Raw genomic sequence first — 22,198 nt, forward strand, 5'->3', positions numbered from 1 at the left:
GCTTTAATATTATCCAAATCAGAAATAACACACAAAGAGCACCCAATATGACTACTATAAACAGCGGTAAAATTGACTCAGCAACGGCTTCATCGCTTGCAGACCTTGCTACTAAAACACTTATAGCAAACGACTTAGGTGGCTATACAGTACCAACACATGGCCTATACCCGTTTCAGTGGAACTGGGATTCAGCCATTACAGCGCTAGGCTGGATGAAATCAGACGAAAGCCGCGCATGGCAAGAAATTGATGTGTTATTTTCAGGCCAATGGGATGATGGCATGGTGCCGCACATCTTGTTTCATAAAGATTCTGATACTTATTTTCCTGGCCCTGACGTATGGGGTTCGGATAAAAAAATTAAAAGTACGTCTATTTCACAGCCGCCAGTAGTCGCCACCATAATGAAAGAAATGCTTGCCAGCGCTAAAGATAAAGCACTTGCAGAACAAAAAGTTAAAGCGTTATTTTCACAAGTAGTTGATTATCATTTATGGTGGTACAACGACCGAGATCCTGAAAAAACAGGCTTAGTAGTAACCTACCACCCGTGGGAGTCGGGCATGGATAACAGCCCATCATGGGATGACGCTCTTCATGCTGTGCCGTGTGTGGATTGGGAATATACGCGCCGTGATACAAGTCATGTAGATTCTTCTCAGCGTCCACATAAAAGTGAATACGATCGCTTTTTATACCTTGTAGACTTTTTTAAACGTAACAACTTTGACAGCAAAGTAATTTACGAAACCTGCCCATACAAAATGAATGACCTAGGTATTATTGCTATTTTACACCGTGCAACCAAAGATTTACTCAAAATGGGTGAACAACTTGGCTTAAACGATGCTCGCACTGATTACTTAGCACAGCGTTTACAAATAACAGAGCAAGCCATAAACACTTTATGGTGTGAACAAAGCCAGTACTTTTATTGCAGAGATGTACTAACTAACAGCTTAGCTAAAGTTAAAACATCAGCTGCGCTATTAACTGTATATGCAGGTTTAACAAGCGATGAGCAAACTAAAATAATTAATACAGCCACTGAAGATTTTATTGAGTCGAGTCAATTTAGTGTGGCATCTACTCACCCTAAAGAAGAAAAATACGAGCCACAACGCTACTGGCGTGGTCCTATTTGGCTACACATAAACTGGATGATAGCCACAGGCCTTAAAGAAGCAGGTTTTGTAACAACGGCTGAAAAAATTCAAGATGACACTCGCAACCTCGTTGTTAAGTCAGGCTACTACGAATACTTTAACCCAGAAACAGGCGCAGGCTGCGGTGGTAAAGATTTCTCGTGGACAGCGGCAATAGCACTGCATTGGCTACTTGACTAACAACTAAGGCAACATCATGAAACACACAATATGCTTTGGTGAAGTACTGGTTGATTTACTTTCAAATAAATTGAGCCAAAACAGCAACGAACACGAAGCGTTTACAAAGTTTGCAGGCGGTGCGCCTGCAAACGTAAGCGTTGCCATTGCAAAGCTAGGCGGTAATGCCTACTTTGCAGGAATGCTAAGCACTGATAGCTTTGGCGACTTTTTACATAACGCATTAAAAGAGCAAGGTGTAAAAACCGACTTTATGCGTTTTACCAACCAAGCAAAAACAGCTCTCGCGTTTGTATCACTTGATAACGACGGCGATCGCACATTTGAGTTTTACCGTGATAACACCGCCGATCTGCACTTTAGTAATAATGACTTTAGTCGCGAATGGTTTGAGCAATGCGATATTTTTCATATTTGCTCAAACACATTAACCGACAAAAACATCAGAAACACCACCGCTTACGGTGTTAAATTTGCAAAACAAAATAACTCAATTGTGAGCTTTGATATTAACTTGCGCCTCAATTTATGGCCAAGTGATGCCAACCCTCGCGAGCATATTTTACCGTTATTAAAAGACTGCTCAATTATTAAAGCCTCAAAAGAAGAGCTTGAATACTTAGCGGGTGAGCAATCGAGCGATGAGTTTATTGCCCAAACACTGAGTAACGGCTGTGAGCTATTTGTAGTTACCGATGCAGGCAACCCTATGCATTGGTATACAAAAAATGCCAAGCAAACGCTTCACCCTAAGAAGGTTACTATGGTTGATGCCACCGCTGCAGGAGATGCGTTTGTAGGTGGACTGCTGTATCAACTAGGCTTACAAAACCTGACACCCAGCTCTTTTAGTGAGCTTTGCAACACGCCCGAAACACTAAATACTATTTTTGAATTTGCTTCATTATGTGGTGCTCATGCCGCATCTTATAAAGGAGCGTTTACCTCCTTACCTAACGAAAAATCGCTTAACGATTTTAGGAGCGCACTATGAAAAGTACACCTGATAACTTTAAAAGCCGCGAATTTTTAACGCAACATATTGCCGATACGCTAGCGTTTTATGAGCCAAATATTGACGACGAACACGGCGGTTTTTACCAAAACTTTTCTGATAATGGTGAGGTATTTGATAAACACACTCGCCACTTAGTAAGCTCTACTCGTTTTGTATTTAACTATGCACGCGCGTATCAAACCTTTAATGACGAAAAGTACCTAAACCGTGTTAAATCAGGGATTGAGTTTATTCGTAAGCATCACCTTGTTGAGCAAACAGGCGGCTACAACTGGTTATTAAAAGTTGAAAACGGTCAAGCTACCGTGCTTGATAACACCAATCATTGCTATGGCTTTGCATTTGTTATTTTAGCGTACAGCTGGGCATATCGCGCAGGTGTTACTGAAGCGCGCGAATACCTAAATGATACATTTCAAACAATGGAAACACATTTTTGGGATGCAAAAGCCGGATTATATAAAGATCAGCACAACAGCGACTTCACAAAATGTGATTCATACCGCGGCCAAAATGCCAATATGCATACGTGTGAAGCACTTATTGCCGCCTATGAAGCCACAAATGATGAAATATTTTTAAACCGTGCGCTCACACTTGCCGACAATATGGTTAACCGCCAAGCTAGTTTAATGGGCGGATTAATCTGGGAGCATTACGATATAAATTGGCAGGTCGATTTAGAGTACAACAAAGACGATCCTAAAAATTTATTTCGTCCGTGGGGCTTTCAACCTGGCCATCAAACAGAGTGGTCAAAACTGCTTATGTTTTTAAATAAGCATAAGCCACAAAAATGGCTTATTGAACGCGCTCAAGCCTTATTTGATAACTCAATAAATGTAGCATGGGATAAAAAGCACGGCGGTATTTGCTACGGTTTTGCCCCAGATAAAACAATTTGCGATGACGATAAATACTTTTGGGTTCAAGCCGAAACTCTGTGTTGTGCAGCGTATCTTTATCAAGCAACAGGGGATAAAAAATATCAGCAATGGTATGACAAAATTTGGCAGTATTCGTGGCAGCATTTAGTTGATCATAAATACGGAGCCTGGTTTAGAATTTTAACCGCTGACAATAAAAAAATAGACACGATGAAAAGCCCAATAGGTAAAACTGATTACCATACAATGGGTGCCTGTTTTGATGTGCTCGAACTATTAAAGTAACTATGTAGTCATAACTTTTACAGTGTTGTGTAGACCTTTTAACCGCCAGTTTGGCGGTTTTTTTCTTAATGGGTGGCCAAAATCACTGTACCACTTGTATCTTGAGGTTTTGGATGCAATCTCATCAGAGAAACAAACTCAGGCTAAAAAAACTGGTAAGGCTCGTAAACGCTCTGTTAGCACTGACTTGGAGAGAATTAAAGAAGATAAATCAAAAGAAAAAAGGCTAAAAGATAAATACCGACATGAGTTAGATGTTGCTAATCAAAGGCTAGATGAAGCATATGCAGAGCAAACAATGCTGTTAACTGCGATGATGAATTTTCTAGATATAGAAGATAGAATTAGATTATTACGAGAATCAAAACCTAAGATCGTTAGCATTAAATAGCTAGAGGTTATTAATAATTGCCGCTACATTGTAGGGAAAATATAAATGAAAAAGATAACAAGGAAGCAGCACTTCGTACCCAGGTGTTTACTTAAAAACTTTAGCTATAACGATGGTGCTATTAATATATTCGATTCAACTAGGAATAAGTTACGGCCATCTAATGTTGGAGCTGAACTATTCGAGAATAACTTCTATGATAAAGACAACACGATCGAAAATTTTTTGCGTGATTATATTGAAGGGCCAGGCGCTCAGGCTTTAAAAATAATTACAAGGGAAGTTGATGGACAATTGGATTTTGAAGGGCGAGTAGACCTTCTTCGGTTTATTTTAGTTCAATTAAGCCGTACACCAAATGCATATTCTTCCTCGCTAAATAATATTGACAATTATTTTAATGAATTAATAAATCAATTAGGTCAATTAAATGGTTTTGATAAAGAAGCTCTAGACGGTATAAAAGTTTCTTTTGATAACCCAAAATATTTTCTTCAACTGCAAACACTGGAAGCTGCGCTCAAAGTGCCTCTTCTCTTAGATTTAGAGTGGCACATACTAATTAATGAAACAGCCACTGAGTTTGTGATATCAGATCATCCTGTGGTTCATTACAACTGGTATCTTCGTAACTTACACTCAATAGATATCAGTGGTTTGTCTAAATGTGGATTGCAAGTTTTCTTACCAATATCAAGCACTATTACCTTATGTTTATATGATAGTAAGATCTATAAAATGGGAGCTAAAAATAGTTCCTGTACCATAATTGAAAACTTACCAGATATACATCTGCTAAATGAACTTCAATTTAGGAGTCGAGGCTCATTTATTGTTTTTAGGTCTACAGATGACTCAAACTATGTTAAAAAAATGAGCGATAAGCTTCCAGCGAATAGCATTTATAGTAATACAGTAAAAGCCATAGCTCCCACAATTATTGGAAGGGAAGCTAAAAGTAAAATCACCCTCTGGCGTAAATCTTATATTTTTGATAGATGGTTGTCATTTTGCAAAGTTAAAAACAAGAAAAAAAGTCAGGATATAACCTGTTATGATCGAATACCTGAAGAATTAGCTAAACATGAACAATTCATTAAAGAAATGAGGTCAAAAAAAGAATAAAAATATGACTTATTTGCTTGTTTTTCAATCGCTATTTTATTGCTTTTATGACTTAAATTATGACTTTATTTTTAAGGAATAAAATACATTAAATTCAAGTGGTTAACTTTTAATCATATTTTAAATAATATTTTTTACCAAGGTTAAGGGGTGAAGCGATCACCCCAAGGTTACAAACTTTATTGTCTCTACACAACCTAAGCATACTGCCCACAAGCAAATCCACAGCTCCACGCATATTGGAAGTTGTAGCCTCCAAGCCACCCTGTTACGTCAGTTACTTCGCCTATAAAGTATAGGCCTTTAGCTTTTTTAGCTTCAAAGGTTTTTGAGCTCAACTCGTCGGTATCTACACCGCCCAATGTTACTTCTGCTGTTCTATAACCCTCTGTGCCATTGGGTTTAATTTGCCACGCATGAATATAATTTACTAACTCATCTATTTGAGCATGGGTAAGCTGATTAACATTACAATCTGGTATCGCTTTGCTTTCGTGCAGTATTTCTATAAAGCGTTTAGGTAAAATAGTTGCAAGGCTATTTTTTAAGGACTTTTGGGCTTGCGTTTCTCGCCAATCAGCAAGTTGCTGCCTTAAATCAATTTCAGGTAATAAGTTTATAGTTACAGCCTGCCCTGCTCGCCAAAATGAGCTTATTTGCAATATTGCTGGGCCCGATAACCCTCGGTGAGTAAAGAGGATATTTTCTTTAAATACAGTGCCGTCTTCGCTTGAAACTTCACAAGGAATACTAATTCCCGAGAGCCCTTCAAAACGCTCTTTATCGTGCTGATGCAAAGTAAACGGTACAAGTGCAGCCATAGTTGGTAATACACTTAGTCCAAACTGCTCTGCAATTTTATAACCTATTGGTGTTGCACCTAGTTTTGGCATGGTTAAGCCACCTGATGCAATGACTAACGACTCACAGCTTAATGTTTCTTGCTCTGTGGTAACGCTATAGCCGATTTCGGTTTTTGATACGCTGATCACTTCGTTGCGTAGCTTTATATTTACCCCGGCCCACTCACATTCGGTCAGTAAAATATCAACAATGTCTTGTGCATTGTTATCGCAAAAAAGCTGACCTAGTGTTTTATGGTGATACGCCAAGCCATGCCTGTCCACCAGCTCAATAAAGTCATGCTGTGTATAACGACTTAAGCATGATTTAACAAAATGAGAGTTTGTGCATAAGTAGTTATCCGGGGTTGCATTTTCATTTGTAAAATTGCAACGCCCACCACCACTTATTAAAATTTTACGACCTGGTTTTTTCCCCATATCAAGTACTGTAACGCTTCGGCCACGGTATCCAGCTTGCGCTGCACACATTAATCCTGCTGCTCCCGCACCTATTACAATTACATCTACTTGGGTCATTTATTTATCTCATTAAAAAATTTGCTCGATTATAGCAAAATTTAATAGCTAACAGCGCAGCATTTGAATTATTAGTAATAACACAACAAAAACGCATCAGTAATAAGAGAGGAATAATTACCCGCACAAAAAAAACAACCCTTTATACTTATTTTCAATTTATATGACAAATACTAAACAACGAGTAAACCGCTAAAAACCTGAGTTATAACTAAATGAAAGAGGTACATACTAAATTGATATTTTAACCTAATTAACAGATCGTTTACTTTTGTTCCCGCATCGTGATCTTAAATCACGAAATAATAAATAAAAATCTAGGGATAATTATGACAACAAGTAAAACTTTTAAAAGATGCGCAATTGCAATTACAGTTAGTACGCTTTTTGCAGCAACATCTGGCATGGCTCAATCGGTTTCAAGTTCAATGGCTGAAACATCAGCTAAGCTACAAAGCCAAGGCGGCTTTGAAACTCAGTTTATTATTAAATATAAAAATAATAACGAAATGGCGAGCCTCTCAACTGCTGACGCAAGCCCATCTAGCATGAAAAAGCGCGCACAGAGCTTTGTTAAAAACTTCGCTTCTAAAAAAGGCAAAGTAAAAGCAAAATATATTCGTGCAATGGCACTTAATAACCACCACGTAATGCGTGCTGATAAAAAATTAAGTACAGCAGAAGCGCAAGAGTTTATGCAAGAAATGGTTGATTCTGGCAATGTTGAATACATTGAAGTGGATCAAATGTTAAAGCCGTTTTCAACTCCTAACGACCCTCGCTTTGATGACCAATGGCATTACTACGAGCAAGCCGGTGGTTTAAATTTACCGACCGCTTGGGATACCGCAACGGGTAGCGGTGTAGTTGTAGCTGTACTAGATACGGGTTACCGCCCACATGCCGATTTAAATGCTAACATTTTACCGGGTTACGATATGATCTCTAACCTATCGGTAGCAAACGATGGCGGTGGTCGCGATAGCGATGCACGTGATCCGGGTGATGCTGTTGCAGCAAACGAGTGTGGTACTAACGGTGCACAAAATTCTAGCTGGCATGGTACACATGTAGCCGGCACTGTTGCTGCGGTAACCAATAACGGCGAAGGTGTAGCCGGTGTTGCTTACGACGCAAAAGTTGTTCCGGTACGAGTACTGGGTAAATGTGGTGGTTTAACATCAGACATTGCTGATGGCATTATTTGGGCTTCTGGTGGAAGTGTGTCTGGCATTCCGGCAAACTCAAACCCTGCAGATGTAATTAATATGAGTTTAGGTGGCAGCGGTTCATGTAGCTCTACAACTCAAAATGCAATTAATACCGCGCGTAGTAACGGCACTGTTGTAGTTATTGCTGCAGGTAACGATAACGATAACTCGGCAAACTACAACCCAGGTAACTGTAATGGTGTAGTAAACGTAGCATCAGTAGGCCGTAATGGCGGCCGAGCTTATTACTCAAACTACGGTAGCAATATTGATGTTGCAGCACCAGGCGGCGCGCAAAGCTTTGCAAACGACTCAGAAGGTGTTTTATCAACTTACAATTCAGGTTCGTCTACACCTTCAAGCGACAGTTACGGTTATTCGCAAGGTACATCAATGGCTGCGCCTCACGTAGCAGGTGTTGCGGCACTTATTAAGCAAGCAAAGCCAGATGCAACGCCTGATGAAATAGAAAGTATTTTAAAGTCGACAACCCGTTCGTTCCCTGCGACATGTACTAGCTGTGGTACGGGTATTGTTGATGCAGCCGCAGCTGTTGCAGCAGCAAGTGGCGGCACTACCCCGCCTACAGGTGGCGATAGCGAGCTTATTAATGGTGAAGCTAAAACAGGTTTAAGTGGGGCTGCGAACGCACAAGCATTTTACACGATGACAGTGCCAAGCGGTGCTACTAACGTAACATTCACTATGAGTGGTGGTACTGGTGATGCTGATTTATACGTACGTGCGGGCAGCAAACCTACAACAACTACCTATGACTGTCGCCCTTATAAAGGCGGTAATAGCGAAGAGTGTTCTATTGATAACCCTACAGCAGGAACTTACCACGTAATGCTTAACGGCTACTCTGCGTATTCAGCTGTGAGCTTGGTGGGTAATATTACTGGTGGTTCATCATCTGGTGGCGGTTCAGGTACTCCACAAGCTGGCGGCGGCACTATAAGCGATGTGACAGCCAATACTGGTCAGTGGAAACATTACACGTTAGATGTACCTGCAGGAATGAGTACGTTTACAGTAACAACGTCAGGTGGAAGTGGCGATGCAGACTTATTTGTAAAATATGGCAGCCAACCAACAACCACTACGTACGATTGTCGCCCTTATAAAAATGGCAACGCAGAAACATGTACATTTACCAATCCACAAGCAGGTACTTGGCACTTAAGCGTGAATGCTTATAGCACTTTCTCTGGTTTAACACTTAGCGGGCAGTACCAGCCGTAATTTAAAGTTTAAACCGTAAATAAAAAAACCGATGTTGTTTCCAACATCGGTTTTTAAATAGTAAGTAGCTGATTAATTAAAGCTAAAACCTACACTTTATTACTGTTATAACTTCTCTAGTACTGATTCTGCACGGCTTACAACAAACTCTTTGTCTTGCTCTACAAATAAACCAGTTACGACTGCATTTTCAATAATCATAGCGTAACGCGTTGAGCGTACACCACCAAAACTAGCGGTATCCTTATCAAGCCCTAACGATTTAGTGAAACTTCCATCGCCATCAGCAAGCATTGCTATTTCTTGCGCGTTTTGCGAGTCGCCCCATGCTTTCATAACAAATGCGTCATTAACAGATACACAGTAAATAGCATCAACACCTTTTGCTTTAATTTTATCAGCAAGAGTAATAAATTCAGGTAAATGTGCATTTGAACACGTTGGTGTAAATGCACCTGGCACTGCAAATAACACGACTTTTTTACCTTCAAATAACTCTTTATTTGTAAGAGATTGCATTCCGTCGTCAGTTAATTGCGTTAACGTAACCGATGGTAATTCTTGGCCTTGCTCAATCATGGTGGTTCCTTTAAAAGATCAATACAGAATAAGTAACAATCATACTACGTAACCTATTACAGTGTAGGTAAAGTGTAACTAACTTAGTAACTCAGGGTAGTCTAGCAAAGGTTTATAGACTGAGTTCACTACATTTTATGAAAACTATTTTAGCTTCTATAGTTTTCATAAAATTTATTGCTCTGTAGTTAAGGTAAATTCAAATCGTTTATAAAGCGAGAAAAGTCATTACCTAACTTTTTATCCCGTATGCTGTACTCTACAATTGCTTTTAAATAACCCAACTTATCTCCGCAATCGTGAGAGCGACCACTCATATGAAATGCTTCAACGGTTTCTTGCGCCATTAATGCGTCAATAGAGTCTGTAAGTTGTATTTCACCGCCAGCACCTACAGTCGTTTTTGCGAGTAGAGGCCAAATATTCTTACTCAGTACATATCGCCCTACAACAGCAAGGTTTGAAGGTGCTAAGTCTGCATCAGGTTTCTCAACCATCGCTTTAATTGCAGCACTTTTACCTGGCATTAACTCAACACCGTTTATATCAGCAATACCATATTTACTAACGTCTTCTTTAGCTACTGGCTCAAGCATTATTTGACTTGCTTGAGTTTCTTTAAAGCGTTTAATCATGGCCGCTAAGTTTTCAGTTTCTTGATCGGCAGTATAAGCATCAAGTATCACATCTGGCAGGAGCACTACAAAGTTGTCGTCACCTACTATTGGCTTAGCACACAAAATAGCATGCCCTAGCCCTTTAGCTTCACCTTGGCGAACACTCATAATAGTTACGTCAGGCGGACAAATAGAGCGAATCTCATCTAATAAAGCACGTTTAACACGCTTTTCAAGAGTAGCTTCTAGCTCATAACTTGTATCAAAATGGTTTTCGATTGCGTTTTTAGAGCTATGCGTCACTAATACAATATCTTTAATACCAGCAGACACACATTCGCTGACAATATATTGGATAAGTGGTTTATCGACTATAGGGAGCATTTCTTTTGGAATAGCTTTTGTCATAGGGAGCATTCTTGTCCCTAAGCCAGCCACTGGAATTACAGCTTTCATATCTATCCTTAGTGATTAAGTTTGTAAATAAACTAGCAGATACAAAATAGATACCAGCTGAATAAAGTTACCTCTTTTGAAGAAGTAAATTTGAAGCTGCTTTTAAAGTGAAGACTCTACACTTTGGGAATATAAAATAGATAGGTAAATAGTGAACTTATTAATAATTTTGTTAGGAAGTGAGATTAGATTAGCTAAGAGAAATAAGTCTAGGTTTGTTATTAATAATAAACCTAGACCAATCAATTTTTCAACAATACTTATTGGAAGTAGAGCTGTAAAATCTATTTATGATTAAAGACCAGCGCGATCTTTAATTACTGCAATAAGTGGTGAGCTGGCAAAGTTGCCTTCAGCCCAAGCAATGTCGGCACCATCTGTTAAAGCACTTTTTGATAAGTTTTTAACTATATACTCACCTGTATCTACTGCATTACTCGCAACGGCATGACGTAGTAAGTTATTACCATTACATTGTACTGCATCGTAGATATTACGAATTTTTACGCGAGAGCTTTTAAGCTTACTACGTAATCGGTTTTTATCATCAGCAGCAATGTACTCACAAATAGATACCGCTAATTGATCTTCAGCATTTGCTGGTGCTGTATACGACAACGAACTTACAGCGACAACAGCAGTAAGTGCAACTAGCTTTGGTAATTTAAACATGACAAACCCTTTATAATACTTTGTTCTTACATAGACTATCGAATATTATATCAATCTATCAAAAATTACGCAATAATGTTAATGTTCTTTATATAAAGTTACGAATTTATAACTAGATTTGTTCTTATCATCTGGAAGGTTTTCTTGCTCTTCTTTTATATTCCAATTTGCGATTTTGTTGTAATCAGGAAACTGCGTATCGCCATTAACATCTAAATCAATAAAAGTTAAATACAAGCGATCTGCTTTCGGTAAAAATTGCTCATAAATATTACCACCACCAATAATCATCACTTCTTCTACATCACAAACTAGATTTAATGCATCCTCTGGGGTGGTTACAGTTTCAATACCCTCTGCAGAATATTCGCTGTTTCGAGTAATAATAATATTACGACGCCCAGGTAAAGGACGGCCTATTGACTCAAAAGTTTTACGACCCATGATCACAGGTTTACCCGTAGTTACTTTTTTAAAATGCTGAAGATCTGCTGGTAAATGCCATGGCATTTTATTATCTAGGCCAATTACACGGTTATTTGCCATTGCTGCAATCATTGAAATTATCATAATAAACACCTAGTACTTTATTCTTAAACAAAGAAAAAGGAGCATAAGCTCCTTTTTAATAAATTCTATTTAATTAACGCTCGTAGACTACTTCTACGTCGTAATCATCTTCATCCCAGTCGTCCCAATCATCATCATTGCCCTTACCTTTAGTGGCTTTTTCATGATAGGTATCCCACTTGAATTCAACTTCTTCATCTTCAACTTGTACAAACTTCTCTTTAGGCATGCTATCGAGAAGCGTCATTATGTTGTGGATTAAAGGTTGAGTATTAAGTTTATTAATTGCTGAGATGTGATAAATATTTTCAGTTTCGCCCAGTTCTTCTGCAATCGCTTCGCATAGCGCTTTTGCTTCGTCTTCTGGTAATAAATCTATTTTATTAAACACTAACCAGCGTGGCTTTTCAGCTAATTTAGGGCTGTATTGGTGTAGCTCGTTAATAATCGAGAATGCATTATCAACAGGGTTTGAACCATCTACCGGCATTACATCAATAATGTGTAATAACACACGACAACGCTCTAAATGCTTCAAGAAGCGAATACCAAGGCCTGCACCATCAGATGCACCTTCAATTAGACCTGGAATATCGGCTATAACAAACGATTTATTTGCTTCAGGACGTACCACACCTAAATTAGGAATAAGCGTCGTGAATGGGTAATCAGCTACTTTTGGTCTCGCTGCAGATACACTGCGGATAAACGTAGATTTACCTGCATTTGGTAATCCGAGTAAGCCTACATCAGCTAATAATAGTAACTCTAATTTTAAGTTACGTACTTCACCAGGTGTGCCCAATGTTTTTTGACGAGGTGCACGGTTAGTACTTGATTTAAAACGTGCATTCCCCAAGCCGTGGAAACCACCTTTTGCAACCAAAATTCGTTGACCATGTTGAGTTAAGTCGCCAAGTCCCTCTTGGGTATCAACATCCATGATGCGTGTGCCTACAGGCACCATAACAAATAAGTCGTCGGCTTTTCGGCCTGTACAGTTACGGCTACGACCGTTAGTGCCACGTTCAGCCCTATGGAAACGCTCAAACTGATAATCAATTAGGGTATTTAAGTTTTCATCAGCTTGTAGATAAACACTACCACCGTCTCCACCGTCACCGCCGTCTGGTCCACCATCTGGAACATATTTTTCACGACGGAAAGACACGATGCCGCTGCCACCGTCTCCAGCTTCTGCGCGAATTTCTACTTCATCTACAAACTTCATGATTACTCACTTTAGGGATTGGCTTGTTTAATAACTCTATTATATACCCAAGCCAACACAAATGCAGGCTTGGGTATATATTTTGACTGACTACAAAACAAAAAACCCCGCAAAGGCGGGGTTTTTAACTACCTTACTGATTACTCAGTTACGATAGTTACGTATTTACGGTTTAAAGGACCTTTTTGTTCAAACTGAACTTTACCATCTGCTTTTGCGAAGATAGTGTGGTCTTTACCGATACCTACGTTAGTACCAGGGTGGAAACGAGTTCCACGCTGACGAACAATGATGCTACCCGCTAGAACTGATTCGCCACCAAAACGCTTAACACCTAGGCGTTTGCTTTCTGAATCGCGACCGTTACGAGTACTACCAGCTGCTTTTTTATGTGCCATTTCTAAGTACCTCTAATTAAGCGCTAATGCTAGTGATTTTAACTTCAGTGAACCATTGACGATGGCCCATTTGCTTACGAGAATGCTTACGGCGTCTAAATTTAACAACCTTAATCTTCTCACCGCGACCATGTGAAACAACCTCAGCTGTTATCTTGCCACCGTTTACGAACGGTACACCGATCTCGATTTTCTCACCATCAGCAACTAAAAGTACTGAATCAAATTCTACTGCCGCACCAGTTTCAACGTCTAATTTTTCAAGACGAATCGTTTGACCTTCAGTCACACGATGCTGTTTACCACCACTTTGGAAAACCGCGTACATAATTAACTCCGTCTGTGCACCCTCAAATCGGCGCAACTAAAATATTCTTCGATAGGGCGCGAAGTTTACGCTAACGCGAAATAACTAGCAAGCCTATTTTGTAATTAAAATGAATAAAAAGTAGCTGCTTTGAGAGCAATTCAATATTTACCCCATTTTATATTAATTAGCCCTTTTGCCAAGCGCTTTTTAACTCTTAGTCGAAATAAATTAATGTACTCAAATATGACCCTCACAGCTTAATATCTAAGCACACCACAAACTGTATATTGATTATCAATTAATCAGTTATCTTGGCCAATTCAGTCTAAATTAAGTACTTTAATAGTGTTTTTTCAATCAATCGTCACAAAATATCGAGCTAGTGCATTTTTTGTTGTACAATCTGCGCCGTTCACACATAAAAATTGGCTCGGAGATCAATGGATATAAAAGCTATCCAGGCGTTAATCGAAAGCGATATGAATGACGTCAATCAACTTATACATGCGCAAATGCGCTCAGATGTGGCGTTAGTTAATCAGCTTGGTTTATATATAGTTAGCAGTGGCGGCAAACGCGTTCGTCCAATGCTGGCGATTTTAGCAGCCAAAGCGCTCGGTTATCAGGGTAAAGATCACATAACACTTGCAACAATTGTTGAGTTTATTCATACAGCAACGCTATTGCATGATGATGTTGTAGATGAATCAAACTTACGACGTGGCACGCCTACAGCAAATGCTGAATTTGGTAATGCTGCTAGCGTATTGGTTGGTGACTTTATTTACACTCGTTCATTTCAGCTTATGGTTGGCCTTGGCAAAATGCAGGTTATGCAAGTACTTGCCGATGCAACAAACATTATTGCTGAAGGTGAAGTATTGCAGTTAATGAACTGCAACGACCCAGACACTACCGAAGCCAGTTATATGCAGGTTATTTACTCTAAAACAGCTAAGTTGTTTGAAGCAGCGACAGGGCTTGCTGCCATTATTACTGAGCAAGACCAAGCGACACTTGATGCACTAAACCTGTACGGTATGCATTTAGGTACTGCATTTCAGTTAGTGGATGACGTACTTGATTACAATGCAGATGCTGAGCAGTTGGGTAAAAACATTGGTGATGATTTAGCTGAAGGCAAACCAACCCTTCCGCTTATTTATGCCATGCAACATGGTAGCGAGCAGCAAACACAGCTTATTCGTGATGCAATAGAGCACAGTAATGGTATGGAGCATTTAGAAGAAATTTTATCGGCACTAAAGCAAACTAATGCGCTTGAATTTACAATGCAAAAAGCAGAACTTGAAGCTGACAAAGCTATTGCGTGTTTAGACTTTTTAGCTGAGTCTGACTATAAGCAAGCACTTATAAGCCTTGCACGTATTGCGGTTGACCGCGACCACTAGTTTTAACTAGTTACACAGTGTGAAATTAATTCTGAGCAATAAAAAAGCCTGCAAATGCAGGCTTTTTTGTTGCTTAAATTGGCTATTACGCCATGAAATCAACACCTTCTTTGATGTCTTTTTTCAGTGTTTCAAGCATGTCATTTTTTGCTTTTGTTTCAAATGCGCTTAGTTCGCCGTAAGAAAGAATTTCTTCTACGCCGTTTTTACCTAAACGTACTGGATGAGCAAAGTACTCTGCATCGCCATTTTCAACAGCAACATAAGCGTAATCTACCACTTCTTCACCCTGTAGGCCTTTAACTAAAGACATACAAAAACGAGCAGCAGCTGCGCCCATAGATAGCGTAGCTGAACCGCCACCGGCTTTAGCATTTACAACTTCAGTACCCGCATTTTGGATACGTGGAGTAAGTGCAGCAACTTCTTCATCAGTGAAAGAAACACCTTCAACTTGAGAAAGTAGAGGAAGAATAGTTGTGCCTGAGTGACCGCCAATTACTGGTACTTTAACAGTTGCTACGTCTACGCCTTTAAGTTCAGCAACAAATGCTTCTGAACGAATAACGTCAAGCGTAGTAATACCGAATACGCGTTTAGCGTCGTAAGTACCTGCTTTTTTGAATACTTCAGCAACAATTGGAACTGTGCCATTTACTGGGTTAGTAATAATACCTACTAACGCTTTAGGACAGCTAGCAACAATGCCTTCTGCTAAAGTTTTGATGATGCCAGCATTTACATTAAATAAATCAGCACGATCCATACCTGGTTTACGTGGCATACCCGCTGGGATAAGAACGATATCAGAGCCTTCAAGCGCTTTGTTTAATTCGTCTGCGCCAAAGCCTGCTACTTTAACATCTGTTGGGATGTGAGAAAGGTCAACCGCAACACCTGGTACTACTGGTGCAACATCATAAAGTGATAATTCAGAGCCAGCTGGTAAGCCTGTTTTTAATAATAAAGATAACGCTTGGCCGATACCGCCTGCAGCACCTAATACAGCAACTTTCATTGGAATTCTCCGTAATTTGAGGTAGGAAACATTTGTGGCTCTTAAGATAATGAAATTAGCGACTAAAAACAAATTTATCCTGTCTATTTCAAGTATATTTTCGACCATAGTCGTAAACTTTTGTGATTTAACGCATCAAACTGGCAAGTTAACTAAACAACTGCTGCATAATTATTCATTTTTGTGTAGAATTTGCAGCATAAATAACAAAAACGAATAAAGACTATGCAACCACAAGATAAACAAGAAGCACTGGTAAAAGCATTTAAATCACTATTAAAAGAAGAAAATTTTGGCTCTCAAGGCGAAATAGTTGATGCGTTAAAAGATCAAGGCTTTGACAATATAAGCCAAAGTAAAGTATCACGCATGTTAAGTAAATTTGGCGCTGTACGCACACGTAATGCCAAGCAAGAAATGGTTTACTGCTTACCTGCTGAAATGGGTGTACCTACGGCTAAAAGCCCATTACGCCAATTAGTAATCGACATTATGCACAACGAAATGATGATCATCATTCGTACCAGCCCAGGTGCTGCTCAGCTTATTGCGCGTTTGTTAGATTCATTAGGTAAAGCAGATGGCGTACTAGGAACAATTGCAGGCGACGATACTATTTTTATCGCTCCTGCTAAAATATCTGAAATAGATGTAACACTTGAACGTGTTCGCATTTTATTTGATACGGTTTAATAGCAAACTAAATTTGTTTTAAAAACCCGACTGAAGGCGCAAAGAAAGCAGAACCCATATCGGCTTGAGTAAAATCAAGCCAGTGGTCGTAACAATCCCCTTCCCCTAAACGACTATTAAGTACTTTTTCAAATGCGGTACCCGTACAAGCGCATGTAATTGATAACATTCCCTGCTCATACACATCGCCATAAGGCATGCTCTGATTTAATAGTAGCGGTTGTCCGTCTTCGTCTTTTAGCTCACTTCGCGAAGCATGGCTGGTTTCAATTGCGGGGGTAATTAGTGTGTTATCAAGGCGCGTACGCCCCATTATTTGTTCTTGCTCGCTCAATGATAAGTGCTGCCACATCGTTAAGTCATGCTTATAACGCTGTACATGAATATAACTTCCCTGATCTTCAAAATTACCAGGGTTACTAATTAAAGCCGTAGCGCGCTTTTTTCTTCCATGAGCTGTATCGCCACCATAAATAAAACCATTAAAATCACGACCATCTAAAAAGCGAAAATTACGAATTTGCTCCACCAGCTCAACATCGGGGGCAAATAATTTTAAAATTTGCAGCGCAAATAAATGGTTAACGTCTTCACGGTCAGAGCGAATTTGCACAAATAAATCGCACGGTTGTACGCTCATTTGATGATCGCTATGGTTTATATTAGGAAAGCTCTGTAATTCGCTTGGGATGTATTCAGGGAGGATATGCGGCCAATATTGCGCACCGATAGCAACCATACAAGAGAGCATTGATTCTGAAAATTGATCGCTAAACTCTTCTTCAATGGCGCTTACTTGTTTTAACTTTGCGCGAAGTGATTCATCTTGACCATCAAACACATTAAAAAATAAGTGCAAACCGTGTAAGTTTGCTTCAGCACAAATCCCTGATTGCGCTTGCGCCATTGTTATTCCTTAGTTTTACAGATAAAAACACAGCGAATAACAAATTAATTACGATTCGAAAAAATTCACCGTGTGAGGTTTTATTTTTATTATAACCTGCTCATTATTTTCAAATGACTGGCCATATTGTGCAGCAACTTCAATTTCTTGTTCATCAATAACAACCGAATAAACATACGCCGAACCAATAAAGCGACGACTTATGATTGTAGCTCGCTTGCTGAATTTGTCACTTTGGTTATCTGCCACTAATTCTATTTGATGGGGGCGTACATATATGAGCCCGACGCTTACGTTATGTTTACTCTCAACATAAGATTCGACTAAACCAAATGGTGTTTTATATTCAGTTGCTGTTAATGCTTCTGCACTCAAGTATATGCCTTGACCCAGAAACTCTGCAACCTCCTTTGAACATGGAGCTGCAAAAAGCTGCTCAGGCGTGCCTTGTTGCTCAATTTTGCCGCGATGCATAATGGCCAGTGTATCTGAAAAGGCAAATGCCTCTTCTTTTGAATGTGTAACAAATACAGCAGATACTTGAGTTGCCTTAATAATTCGACGTATATCAGCAATTAATTCAAAGCGTACTTGTGTGTCGATATTTGAAAAGGGCTCATCAAGTAGCAATAAACTAGGCTTATAAGCTAATGCACGAGCAATAGCTACACGCTGCTGTTGACCACCCGATAACTGATGCGGGAACCTGTCGGCACAGCCAATTAAATGTACCAGCTTAAGCATTTCATCAACGCGTTGCTGCTTTTGAGCTTTACTCATTTTACTAAGCCCAAATGCGATATTATTTGCCACCGTTAAATGCGGAAACAGCGCATAATCTTGAAACATCATGCCGATGTTACGGTGCTCAGGCGAGACAAACGATTGATCATCACTCACTAATTTACCGTCTATAAAAATAGACCCTTGCTTAGCTTCAATTAAACCTGCAATCGCTTTTAACGTGGTCGTTTTGCCACACCCACTCGCTCCAAGTAGACAAACAATTTCATCTTTACCCACCGTTAAATCTAAATCGTGAATAACCTTTGTGCCGTTATAGTGATAGCTCACGCCTTGTAAAATTAAACTACTCATTTAACTACGCTGCTCCATAGAACGATTAATAAAATACAAAGGAATAAACCCAACAATAACAATAAATAAAGCCGATATTGAAGCAAGCTCTAATTGCTCGTCACTTACATACTGAAATACATGAGTAGCTAAGCTTTCAAAATTAAACGGTCTGAGCAATAGCGCAGCCGGCAGTTCTTTCATGCACTCAATAAATACCAATAACGCAGCAGTAAGCAATCCTCTTCGCAGTAAAGGTAAGTGCACTAAACGCAGCGTTTGCCCTTGGCTTTTACCCATTGATTGGCTTGCCATATCAAGTGATGGGCTAATACGTAAAAAACTCGACTCAATTGCTCCGTGTGCAATGGCGTAAAACCTAACAATGTAAGCAATAATAATAGTAAGAATGCTACCTGTAAGCAGTAAGCCAATATCTAAATTATACGGCTCGAGCGCTGTGTTAATGGTGTTCTCTAATAATGTAAGGGGTAACAAAACCGCAATAGCGAGTACCGTGCCAGGCAACGCATAGCCTGTGCTTGCTAAACGCCCAGGAACAAGCGGATACGTTTGCTTTGCCACACGCTGATAAAAAACAACAAAAATACTCAACGTAATCGTTATTAGGCTCACAACCCCTGCCACTTTTAAACTTTGCCAAGCGTAACTAAAAAACTCTACATTCCATGCTTTATCAAAGTAGGTAATGGCATAATTTATAAGTACTGCAATAGGAATTACAAACGCGATAAGTAAAATAAAACTGCAAAAGGCCGTTGCTAGCCAAGCTGACTTTCCTTTTAATACATAGAGAGATTCACTATTTACGCTTGATTGGCGCTCAAATACCGCTTGGTTACGACGGCTAAAGCGCTCTGCCATTAATGCTAAAAATAACAGTAGTAACATCACACCCGATATTTTAGCGGCCGCTGTAAGTGAGTAATAACCAAACCACGTATCGTATACGGCGGTTGTTAATGTACTTACGGCAAAATAACTCACTGTTGCAAAGTCAGCCATGGTTTCCATACTAATAAGCGCAAGAGCCGCCACAATAGCCCCACGAGAGAGCACTAAACTTACTTTAAAAAAGCTTTGCCAAGGAGATAACCCCATTAACTGGCTAGCTTGCACTAATTTGAATGACTGCTCGCGAAGGGCCGTTTTAAAAATTAAAAATAAATACGGGTAAAGCACCAAGGCAATCATAACGATAGCGCCGGGTAATGTACGTATATCAAAAAACCAATAGTCATTAGGCGATTGCCAGCCAAACCAGTCTCTCAGTGCTATTTGTACAGGGCCCGCATAATCTAATAAATCAGTATATACATAAGCAATAATATAGGTGGGCATAGCAAGGGGCAGCATAAGTGCCCATTCAAACTGTTTTTTACCCGGAAAACTACAGTAAGCCGTTAGCCACCCAAGTGGCAAAGCTATGGCGCAGCTAAGGACGCAAACACCTAAAACAAGCAATACGGTATTGTTTATGTAATCCCAAAGCACGGTATCCCACAGGTGAGAAAACACCTCAGAGCTACCTTGTAGAGATTCAAAAAGAAGAAAAAACAACGGAGCCGATAGAATTAAGCCTGTCGACCACGCAAAGAGCTGCCATTTAGACAGCTTAAATTTATTAGTCATTAAAGATCGAACTTCACCTCATCAATTAGCTTAAGCGCTAACGGACGATATTTACTAATCTCATCAAGTGGCAAGCTGTCTTCTTGAAAACTACCCCAAGACGCAACCAAACTTGATAATTCAACACCCGACTTAACTGGATACTCCATATTTAACGAGGCATACATGTTTTGTGCTTTGCTGTCGGTCATATACTCGATGAGCTTTAATGCATTTTCAGGGTTTTTAGCATATTTGGTAATAACCGCACCCGAAACATTTATGTGTGAGCCACGATTAGTTTGATTCGGAAAGTTAATATTTACGGCCTCAGCCCAACCTTTTTGCTCTTTATCTTCTAGCATTTTGCCAAGATAGTAACTATTGCCTAATGCTAAGTTACATAAACCTTCTTTAACGGCTTTAACTTGAGCACGATCGTTACCTTGAGGTTTGCGTGCTAAATTAGCCTTAACACCTTCAAGCCACTCTTTGGTTTGCGCTTCACCGTGGTGTGCAATCATAGAAGCCACTAAACCTAAATTATATGGATGTTTGCCAGATCGCGTACAAATTTGTCCTTTGTATTTAGGATCTGCTAAATCTTCATAAGTGAGTTCAGGTAACGCACCAACTCGCTCTTTTGATGAATAGACATTACGCACTCGCTTAGTAAGCGCGACCCATTGGCCATCACCGTCACGAAAAGCTACAGGCACGTTACTATTTACACTGTCACTTTTTATAGTTTGTGTTAATTTTAAATCTTCTAATTGAATAAGCGCACTAAAATTAGAGGTTAATACTAAATCGGCTTTACTGTGTTTACCTTCACGTTTAACACGCTCAATTAACCCTTTTTTAGCAAAAACAACATTGGTTTTTATTCCCGTTTGTTTTGTAAAATCTTCTAAAATTGGCTGAATCAAAAACGGCTGACGAAAAGAATAGATATTAACAACGTCACTTGCAAAGGCTGGTGCCGATGCTGCTAATCCCAAAACAAGTGTAAATACTGTCTTCATTATTTCACCTAAATAATTGTTATTATCATCGAATTCTACCGCGCTCATTCAAAAAGTGCACACTTTAAATAAATGTAAATATGTAAATAACGCCCAAAAAGGAAATGCCGTGTAAGAGATGTCTCACGGATGTGACAGCTAATGAGTAAAAATCAAGATAAAAACATACAAAAACACACTTAACCACCTGTATTAAAAGAGCTTTTACATTATTACTATTGCATAAATACTAATTAAATGTAGTTTTATCCCTATTTTGGTTGCTCTATTGCACTATAATTTATGCATCAACCAAGCAATGATGCTTATTGAGTAAAAGGAAATGGATTGCTTACTCAACCAACCAATGATTAGGTTACCAGGACAACACGGATTTTAGGACAGGCTCAGGATGAGTATCACAACGCAATGTTGTAAAAAGGATAGCGTCAGGAAGATGCGAAAAGGATAACAACGCGGCTAAGTTGTTTAACAGGATGTTGAAGGAATAAATGGACAGGCCTTCAAGGCAACACAATGGATTGGTTAAAATAGGGATACACTAGGAAGTGTAATTTAGGATTTGGTAATAGTATTTACCCTACAGGATGTTCAGGAATTTAAGGATACAGGCCCGGATGGTCTACATTACATAGAACTAAAAAGTAATATAGTAATAAACATGGATTAGTGAAAATTGGAGTTGATTAAGTTCAATTGCAGGATGCA

General features: G+C 39.4%; 21 protein-coding genes. 8 read left to right on the forward strand and 13 right to left on the reverse strand.

Annotation, left to right across the window (positions count from 1 at the left end):
* The first annotated feature begins 47 nt into the window (after positions 1–47).
* The 5 genes from I6E80_RS10725 to I6E80_RS10745 all read left to right on the forward strand — a co-directional run bounded on the left by I6E80_RS10725 (position 48) and on the right by I6E80_RS10745 (position 5,055).
* On the forward strand, positions 48–1,349 hold the full coding sequence (locus I6E80_RS10725) for a trehalase family glycosidase (RefSeq protein ID WP_197185528.1): 1,302 nt from the start codon (positions 48–50) through the stop codon (positions 1,347–1,349).
* 16 nt (positions 1,350–1,365) lie between these two features.
* A complete protein-coding gene (locus I6E80_RS10730) occupies positions 1,366–2,343 on the forward strand; it encodes a carbohydrate kinase (protein ID WP_197185529.1) in 978 nt (325 codons plus the stop codon).
* Positions 2,340–3,539 (forward strand): AGE family epimerase/isomerase, encoded by a 1,200-nt coding sequence (locus tag I6E80_RS10735; RefSeq protein ID WP_197185530.1) that lies wholly within the window; start codon positions 2,340–2,342, stop codon positions 3,537–3,539. The genes I6E80_RS10730 and I6E80_RS10735 overlap by 4 nt, the downstream gene beginning before the upstream one ends.
* Positions 3,540–3,648: 109 nt before the next feature.
* On the forward strand, positions 3,649–3,930 hold the full coding sequence (locus I6E80_RS10740) for a hypothetical protein (protein ID WP_133120271.1): 282 nt from the start codon (positions 3,649–3,651) through the stop codon (positions 3,928–3,930).
* Between the two features lie 45 nt (positions 3,931–3,975).
* Positions 3,976–5,055, forward strand: coding sequence for a DUF4238 domain-containing protein (locus I6E80_RS10745; RefSeq protein WP_197185531.1), 1,080 nt, complete (start codon positions 3,976–3,978; stop codon positions 5,053–5,055).
* A gap of 197 nt (positions 5,056–5,252) precedes the next feature.
* Here the strand turns inward: I6E80_RS10745 and I6E80_RS10750 are convergent, their stop codons facing one another.
* A complete protein-coding gene (locus I6E80_RS10750) occupies positions 5,253–6,437 on the reverse strand; it encodes an NAD(P)/FAD-dependent oxidoreductase (RefSeq protein WP_197185532.1) in 1,185 nt (394 codons plus the stop codon).
* A gap of 329 nt (positions 6,438–6,766) precedes the next feature.
* On the opposite strand from I6E80_RS10750, the gene I6E80_RS10755 reads away from it, so the two are divergent.
* Complete coding sequence (locus I6E80_RS10755) at positions 6,767–8,893, forward strand: S8 family peptidase (RefSeq protein ID WP_197185533.1); 2,127 nt, start codon at positions 6,767–6,769, stop codon at positions 8,891–8,893.
* Between the two features lie 105 nt (positions 8,894–8,998).
* Here the strand turns inward: I6E80_RS10755 and I6E80_RS10760 are convergent, their stop codons facing one another.
* The 7 genes from I6E80_RS10760 to rplU all read right to left on the reverse strand — a co-directional run bounded on the left by I6E80_RS10760 (position 8,999) and on the right by rplU (position 13,744).
* Positions 8,999–9,472: a peroxiredoxin gene (locus I6E80_RS10760; protein WP_076925047.1), complete on the reverse strand. Its 474-nt coding sequence runs from the start codon at positions 9,470–9,472 to the stop codon at positions 8,999–9,001.
* Positions 9,473–9,660: 188 nt separating this feature from the next.
* Positions 9,661–10,545 carry a UTP--glucose-1-phosphate uridylyltransferase GalU gene (galU, locus tag I6E80_RS10765; RefSeq protein ID WP_197185534.1) on the reverse strand — a complete coding sequence of 295 codons (885 nt, stop codon included), beginning with the start codon at positions 10,543–10,545 and terminating at the stop codon, positions 9,661–9,663.
* A 294-nt stretch (positions 10,546–10,839) separates the two neighbouring features.
* Positions 10,840–11,217: a DUF3718 domain-containing protein gene (locus I6E80_RS10770; RefSeq protein ID WP_024608314.1), complete on the reverse strand. Its 378-nt coding sequence runs from the start codon at positions 11,215–11,217 to the stop codon at positions 10,840–10,842.
* 78 nt (positions 11,218–11,295) lie between these two features.
* Complete coding sequence (folA, locus tag I6E80_RS10775) at positions 11,296–11,787, reverse strand: type 3 dihydrofolate reductase (RefSeq protein WP_076925045.1); 492 nt, start codon at positions 11,785–11,787, stop codon at positions 11,296–11,298.
* Between the two features lie 73 nt (positions 11,788–11,860).
* Entirely contained in the window at positions 11,861–13,018 is a 1,158-nt protein-coding gene (gene cgtA / locus I6E80_RS10780; protein ID WP_024604542.1) for an Obg family GTPase CgtA, read from the reverse strand.
* Between the two features lie 140 nt (positions 13,019–13,158).
* Complete coding sequence (rpmA, locus tag I6E80_RS10785; protein ID WP_002957747.1) at positions 13,159–13,416, reverse strand: 50S ribosomal protein L27; 258 nt, start codon at positions 13,414–13,416, stop codon at positions 13,159–13,161.
* A 16-nt stretch (positions 13,417–13,432) separates the two neighbouring features.
* Positions 13,433–13,744 carry a 50S ribosomal protein L21 gene (gene rplU / locus I6E80_RS10790; protein ID WP_002957748.1) on the reverse strand — a complete coding sequence of 104 codons (312 nt, stop codon included), beginning with the start codon at positions 13,742–13,744 and terminating at the stop codon, positions 13,433–13,435.
* Between the two features lie 422 nt (positions 13,745–14,166).
* On the opposite strand from rplU, the gene ispB reads away from it, so the two are divergent.
* Positions 14,167–15,138, forward strand: coding sequence for an octaprenyl diphosphate synthase (gene ispB / locus I6E80_RS10795; RefSeq protein ID WP_076925044.1), 972 nt, complete (start codon positions 14,167–14,169; stop codon positions 15,136–15,138).
* An 85-nt stretch (positions 15,139–15,223) separates the two neighbouring features.
* Here the strand turns inward: ispB and mdh are convergent, their stop codons facing one another.
* Positions 15,224–16,156: a malate dehydrogenase gene (gene mdh, locus I6E80_RS10800; RefSeq protein ID WP_007586102.1), complete on the reverse strand. Its 933-nt coding sequence runs from the start codon at positions 16,154–16,156 to the stop codon at positions 15,224–15,226.
* 225 nt (positions 16,157–16,381) lie between these two features.
* On the opposite strand from mdh, the gene argR reads away from it, so the two are divergent.
* Positions 16,382–16,849: a transcriptional regulator ArgR gene (gene argR / locus I6E80_RS10805; protein ID WP_002957753.1), complete on the forward strand. Its 468-nt coding sequence runs from the start codon at positions 16,382–16,384 to the stop codon at positions 16,847–16,849.
* Positions 16,850–16,856: 7 nt separating this feature from the next.
* On the opposite strand, the gene I6E80_RS10810 is transcribed toward argR, so the two are convergent.
* From I6E80_RS10810 to I6E80_RS10825, 4 genes are read right to left on the reverse strand one after another with little or no spacing between them, the layout of a single operon-like run.
* Positions 16,857–17,756 carry a Dyp-type peroxidase gene (locus I6E80_RS10810; RefSeq protein ID WP_010553339.1) on the reverse strand — a complete coding sequence of 300 codons (900 nt, stop codon included), beginning with the start codon at positions 17,754–17,756 and terminating at the stop codon, positions 16,857–16,859.
* Between the two features lie 48 nt (positions 17,757–17,804).
* Positions 17,805–18,854 (reverse strand): ABC transporter ATP-binding protein, encoded by a 1,050-nt coding sequence (locus I6E80_RS10815; protein WP_197185535.1) that lies wholly within the window; start codon positions 18,852–18,854, stop codon positions 17,805–17,807.
* Entirely contained in the window at positions 18,855–20,486 is a 1,632-nt protein-coding gene (locus I6E80_RS10820) for an iron ABC transporter permease (RefSeq protein ID WP_197185536.1), read from the reverse strand. It abuts the gene before it with no gap.
* Entirely contained in the window at positions 20,486–21,490 is a 1,005-nt protein-coding gene (locus tag I6E80_RS10825) for a Fe(3+) ABC transporter substrate-binding protein (protein WP_197185537.1), read from the reverse strand. The genes I6E80_RS10820 and I6E80_RS10825 overlap by 1 nt, the downstream gene beginning before the upstream one ends.
* Positions 21,491–22,198 lie beyond the last annotated feature (708 nt).

The organism is Pseudoalteromonas sp. NSLLW218, assembly GCF_015864775.1.
GTDB lineage: Bacteria > Pseudomonadota > Gammaproteobacteria > Enterobacterales > Alteromonadaceae > Pseudoalteromonas.

What these genes read in the sequence shown, in the direction of transcription:
- I6E80_RS10725 (WP_197185528.1), top strand. Translation starts at nt 48, where the DNA reads ATGACTACTATAAACAGCGGTAAAATTGACTCAGCAACGGCTTCATCG.
- I6E80_RS10730 (WP_197185529.1), top strand. Translation starts at nt 1,366, where the DNA reads ATGAAACACACAATATGCTTTGGTGAAGTACTGGTTGATTTACTTTCA.
- I6E80_RS10735 (WP_197185530.1), top strand. Translation starts at nt 2,340, where the DNA reads ATGAAAAGTACACCTGATAACTTTAAAAGCCGCGAATTTTTAACGCAA.
- I6E80_RS10745 (WP_197185531.1), top strand. Translation starts at nt 3,976, where the DNA reads ATGAAAAAGATAACAAGGAAGCAGCACTTCGTACCCAGGTGTTTACTT.
- I6E80_RS10750 (WP_197185532.1), bottom strand. Translation starts at nt 6,437, where the DNA reads ATGACCCAAGTAGATGTAATTGTAATAGGTGCGGGAGCAGCAGGATTA.
- I6E80_RS10755 (WP_197185533.1), top strand. Translation starts at nt 6,767, where the DNA reads ATGACAACAAGTAAAACTTTTAAAAGATGCGCAATTGCAATTACAGTT.
- I6E80_RS10760 (WP_076925047.1), bottom strand. Translation starts at nt 9,472, where the DNA reads ATGATTGAGCAAGGCCAAGAATTACCATCGGTTACGTTAACGCAATTA.
- galU (WP_197185534.1), bottom strand. Translation starts at nt 10,545, where the DNA reads ATGAAAGCTGTAATTCCAGTGGCTGGCTTAGGGACAAGAATGCTCCCT.
- I6E80_RS10770 (WP_024608314.1), bottom strand. Translation starts at nt 11,217, where the DNA reads ATGTTTAAATTACCAAAGCTAGTTGCACTTACTGCTGTTGTCGCTGTA.
- folA (WP_076925045.1), bottom strand. Translation starts at nt 11,787, where the DNA reads ATGATAATTTCAATGATTGCAGCAATGGCAAATAACCGTGTAATTGGC.
- cgtA (WP_024604542.1), bottom strand. Translation starts at nt 13,018, where the DNA reads ATGAAGTTTGTAGATGAAGTAGAAATTCGCGCAGAAGCTGGAGACGGT.
- rpmA (WP_002957747.1), bottom strand. Translation starts at nt 13,416, where the DNA reads ATGGCACATAAAAAAGCAGCTGGTAGTACTCGTAACGGTCGCGATTCA.
- rplU (WP_002957748.1), bottom strand. Translation starts at nt 13,744, where the DNA reads ATGTACGCGGTTTTCCAAAGTGGTGGTAAACAGCATCGTGTGACTGAA.
- ispB (WP_076925044.1), top strand. Translation starts at nt 14,167, where the DNA reads ATGGATATAAAAGCTATCCAGGCGTTAATCGAAAGCGATATGAATGAC.
- mdh (WP_007586102.1), bottom strand. Translation starts at nt 16,156, where the DNA reads ATGAAAGTTGCTGTATTAGGTGCTGCAGGCGGTATCGGCCAAGCGTTA.
- argR (WP_002957753.1), top strand. Translation starts at nt 16,382, where the DNA reads ATGCAACCACAAGATAAACAAGAAGCACTGGTAAAAGCATTTAAATCA.
- I6E80_RS10810 (WP_010553339.1), bottom strand. Translation starts at nt 17,756, where the DNA reads ATGGCGCAAGCGCAATCAGGGATTTGTGCTGAAGCAAACTTACACGGT.
- I6E80_RS10815 (WP_197185535.1), bottom strand. Translation starts at nt 18,854, where the DNA reads ATGAGTAGTTTAATTTTACAAGGCGTGAGCTATCACTATAACGGCACA.
- I6E80_RS10820 (WP_197185536.1), bottom strand. Translation starts at nt 20,486, where the DNA reads ATGACTAATAAATTTAAGCTGTCTAAATGGCAGCTCTTTGCGTGGTCG.
- I6E80_RS10825 (WP_197185537.1), bottom strand. Translation starts at nt 21,490, where the DNA reads ATGAAGACAGTATTTACACTTGTTTTGGGATTAGCAGCATCGGCACCA.